This is a genomic window from Pseudomonas sp. PS01299, assembly GCF_029960145.1.
Lineage (GTDB): Bacteria > Pseudomonadota > Gammaproteobacteria > Pseudomonadales > Pseudomonadaceae > Aquipseudomonas > Aquipseudomonas putida_A.
In genome coordinates this window covers 1-3486 of the sequence record NZ_JASCPO010000377.1, presented here as the reverse complement: position 1 = coordinate 3486, position 3486 = coordinate 1, and the positions used below count along the sequence as shown (strand labels likewise).

General features: G+C 61.0%; 3 protein-coding genes. 1 reads left to right on the top strand and 2 read right to left on the bottom strand.

Annotated features, from left to right (window positions below; translation table 11 throughout):
- Positions 1–98 precede the first annotated feature (98 nt).
- Positions 99–1559: a D-alanyl-D-alanine carboxypeptidase/D-alanyl-D-alanine-endopeptidase gene (gene dacB / locus QMX91_RS29890; protein WP_139055672.1), complete on the bottom strand. Its 1461-nt coding sequence runs from the start codon at positions 1557–1559 to the stop codon at positions 99–101.
- Between the two features lie 235 nt (positions 1560–1794).
- Between dacB and QMX91_RS29885 the strand changes: the two genes are divergently transcribed.
- Entirely contained in the window at positions 1795–2139 is a 345-nt protein-coding gene (locus QMX91_RS29885; RefSeq protein WP_007952029.1) for a YggL family protein, read from the top strand.
- Positions 2140–2176: 37 nt separating this feature from the next.
- Here the strand turns inward: QMX91_RS29885 and QMX91_RS29880 are convergent, their stop codons facing one another.
- Positions 2177–3373: a benzoate/H(+) symporter BenE family transporter gene (locus QMX91_RS29880; RefSeq protein ID WP_282413816.1), complete on the bottom strand. Its 1197-nt coding sequence runs from the start codon at positions 3371–3373 to the stop codon at positions 2177–2179.
- Positions 3374–3486 lie beyond the last annotated feature (113 nt).

Here is a 3486-nt window from a genome sequence, read left to right as displayed (position 1 = left end):
GGGCTTGCTCGCGAAAGCGGTGTGTCAGCCAGCAAAAATACTGACTGATCTGACGCCTTCGCGAGCAAGCCCGCTCCCACATTAGAGCGGCTGTGTTTTTACAGGGCCGAAGCCGTCTGCGGCAGGCGCGGCTGCTTGTACAGGTCCAGCAGCACCTGATCCAGCACCGACGACGCGCCGAACGGGGCCTTGTCGTTGAGGATCGCCACCACCGCCCAGGTGTTGCCGTTGACGTCGCGGCTGAAGCCGGCGATGGCGCGCACGGTGTTCAGGGTGCCGGTCTTGACGTGGGCCTCGCCGCGCATCGCGGTGGTCTTCAGGCGTTTGCGCATGGTGCCGTCGGTGCCGGCAATCGGCAGCGAGCTGATGTACTCGGCGGCGTACGGGCTGTGCCAGGCGGCTTGCAGCATGTTGGCCATCTCGCGGGCGCTGACGCGTTCGGCGCGCGACAGCCCGGAGCCGTTCTCCATCACCAGGTGCGGCGCGGTGATGCCTTTCTTCGCCAGCCACTGGCGGACTACGCGTTGTGCGGCCTTGGCGTCGTCACCGTCGGCTTCGTTGCGGTACTTCTGGCCAAGGCTAAGGAACAGCTGCTGGGCCATGGTGTTGTTACTGTATTTGTTGATGTCGCGGATGATTTCCGCCAGATCCGGCGAGTAGGCGCGGGCCAGCAGCTTGGCGCTGCTCGGGGTCGCGGCGAGGCGATCCTTGCCCTGGATGCTGCCGCCCAGTTCCTTCCAGATCGCACGCACGGCACCGGCGGTGTAGGTTGCGTGGTCGAGCAGCGACAGATAAGTCTGTGAGCTGCAGCCTTCGCCCAATTGACCGGCGACGGTCACGGTCACGCTGCCGTCAGCCTGGGTTACCGGGTTGTAGCGCACGCCACCGGTGCACTGCTTGGAGTTGAGCGCCTTGACCGTGTTTTCGATGCGCACGCTGGCAATCGGCGGCTCCACCGAGATCAGCACCCGGCCCCCGTCATTGCGCGCGACGAAGCGCAGGGCCTTGAGGTTGACCAGCAGCGAGTCGGGTTTGACCAGGAACGGCTTGTTCTCGTCATTGCCGTCGTCGTTGAACTCGGGCAGTTGCGGCTGGATGAAGAAGCTGCGGTCGAGGATCAGATCGCCGGTGACCTGGGTCACGCCGTTGGCGCGCAGGTCGCGCATCAACAGCCAGAGTTTTTCCATGTTCAGCTTCGGATCGCCGCCACCCTTGAGGTACAGGTTGCCGTTGAGAATGCCGCCACTGAGGTCGCCGTCGGTGTAGAACTCGGTTTTCCACTGATGGTTGGGGCCGAGCATTTCCAGCGAGGCGTAGGTGGTGACCAGTTTCATGGTCGAAGCCGGGTTGACCGAGACGTCGGCGTTATACACGGTCGGATTGCCCGGGCCGTCGAGCGGAATCATCACCAGCGACAGCGCGGTCGGCTGCAGCTTGCTGGCCTTGAGGGCTTTTTCGACGTTAGGGGTGAGGGCGGTATTGATAGTGGCAGCGGCAACCGGCAGGGCCAGGGGCAGAAGAAGGCCGGCGAGAAAGAGAGGACGCAACGATTTGATCATATGAAATAAAACCCTGCAGAAGAGGGGAAAAATAACGAGGGCATGGATGAAAAAGCCCTCAGTGGTCATGAAAGTGTCGGCATTATGCCCCAAGGTGTAACAGCTTGTGCCTTGCCCGGGGCGGCCATTTCGTTATTTTTTTTACAGGCGGTCGGCCTCAGCGCCCAGAGAGTCGGGCAATTGACCGCTTAAACTGGTAAAGTGCCGGCCGTTATTACTTAAGAGGATTGTTCCAATGGCGACTAACCGTTCCCAGCGTCTGCGCAAAAAACTGTGCGTCGATGAATTTCAAGAGCTGGGTTTCGAACTGAACCTGGGCTTCAAAGAAGACCTGTCCGAAGAAGCCATTGACGCTTTCCTCGAAGCATTCATCAAAGAAGCCATGGAAGCCAACGGTCTGGGCTATGTCGGCGGCGACGACTTCGGTCTGGTTTGCCTGCAGAAGCGTGGTTCGGTCTCCGAAGAGCAGCGTGCTGCTGTTGAAGCCTGGCTGAAAACCCGCTCCGAGCTGACTTCTACTGAAATCAGCCCGCTGCTGGACGTTTGGTATCCGGAAAAGCCGATCAACGCGGCTAAGTGATACTGAAAAAAACGGCGACCTGAGGGTCGCCGTTTTTTTATGCCTGGGCTTTACGCCAATTCAAAATCAGTAACGTCAAAACCCCCGCGACAATCCCCCAGAACGCCGAGCCGATGGAAAACAGCGTCAACCCCGACGCCGTGACCATAAAGGTGATCAGCGCCGCCTCGCGTTCCTTCACTTCGCTCATGGCAATGCTCAGGCCGTTGATGATCGAACCGAACAGCGCCAGCGCGGCAATCGACAGCACCAGTTCTTTTGGCAACGCGGCAAACAGCGCCGCCAACGTAGCGCCGAATACGCCGGCAATCCCGTAAAAAATCCCGCACCAGACGGCGGCGGTGTAGCGTTTGTTGCGATCCTCATGGGCGTGCGGCCCGGTACAGATCGCCGCGCTGATCGCCGCGAGGTTGATGCCGTGGGAGCCGAATGGCGCCAGCAACAGCGAGGCGATGCCGGTGGTGGTGATCAGCGGCGAGGCCGGCACGTTGTAGCCGTCGGCGCGCAGTACGGCGATGCCGGGCATGTTCTGCGAAGTCATCGCCACCACGAACAACGGAATGCCGATGCTGATGGTTGCGGCCAGCGAGAAGTGCGGCGTGGTCCAGACTGGCGTCGCCAGTTCCAGATGGAAACCGCTGAAATCCAGCAGCCCCATGAAACCTGACAGCGCAGTGCCGATCAGTAGCGCAGCCAGTACCGCGTAACGCGGTGACAGGCGTTTGACCAGCAGATAAGTGAAGAACATCCCCAGCACCAGCCCGGTGCGGTGTTGCGCGGCGACGAAGATTTCGCTGCCGATCTTGAACAGAATCCCCGCCAGCAACGCTGCCGCCAGCGACGCCGGGATCTTCTTCACCAAGCGTTCGAAGCTGCCGGTCAAGCCGCAAATCGTCACCAGCACCGCGCAGGTGATGTAGGCGCCAATGGCCTCGCCGTAGCTGACGCCGCCCAGGCTGGTGATCAGCAGGGCTGCACCGGGGGTCGACCAGGCGATGGTGATCGGTGTGCGATAGCGCAGCGACAAGCCGATCGAACACACCGCCATGCCGATCGAGATCGCCCAGATCCACGAGGAAATCTGCCCGCTGCTCAGGCCCGCCGCTTGCCCGGCCTGGAACATCAGCACCAGCGAACTGGTGTAGCCGGTCATCATTGCAATGAACCCGGCAACGATCGCTGAGGGCGAAGTGTCGGCGAGAGGGCGCAGGCGGGTGTAGGTGGCGTCGTTCATGACGGCGGTGTTCCTTATACAGATGAAGATCCCCGCAATTACCCATGAATCCCTGTGGGAGCGGGCTTGCTCGCGAAAGCGCTGGGCCAGTAAAAGCAGATGTCGCCTGACAC

Bases quoted from the DNA above. Each gene is read 5' to 3' on its own strand.
- dacB (WP_139055672.1), bottom strand. From the start codon at position 1,559: ATGATCAAATCGTTGCGTCCTCTCTTTCTCGCCGGCCTTCTTCTGCCC.
- QMX91_RS29885 (WP_007952029.1), top strand. From the start codon at position 1,795: ATGGCGACTAACCGTTCCCAGCGTCTGCGCAAAAAACTGTGCGTCGAT.
- QMX91_RS29880 (WP_282413816.1), bottom strand. From the start codon at position 3,373: ATGAACGACGCCACCTACACCCGCCTGCGCCCTCTCGCCGACACTTCG.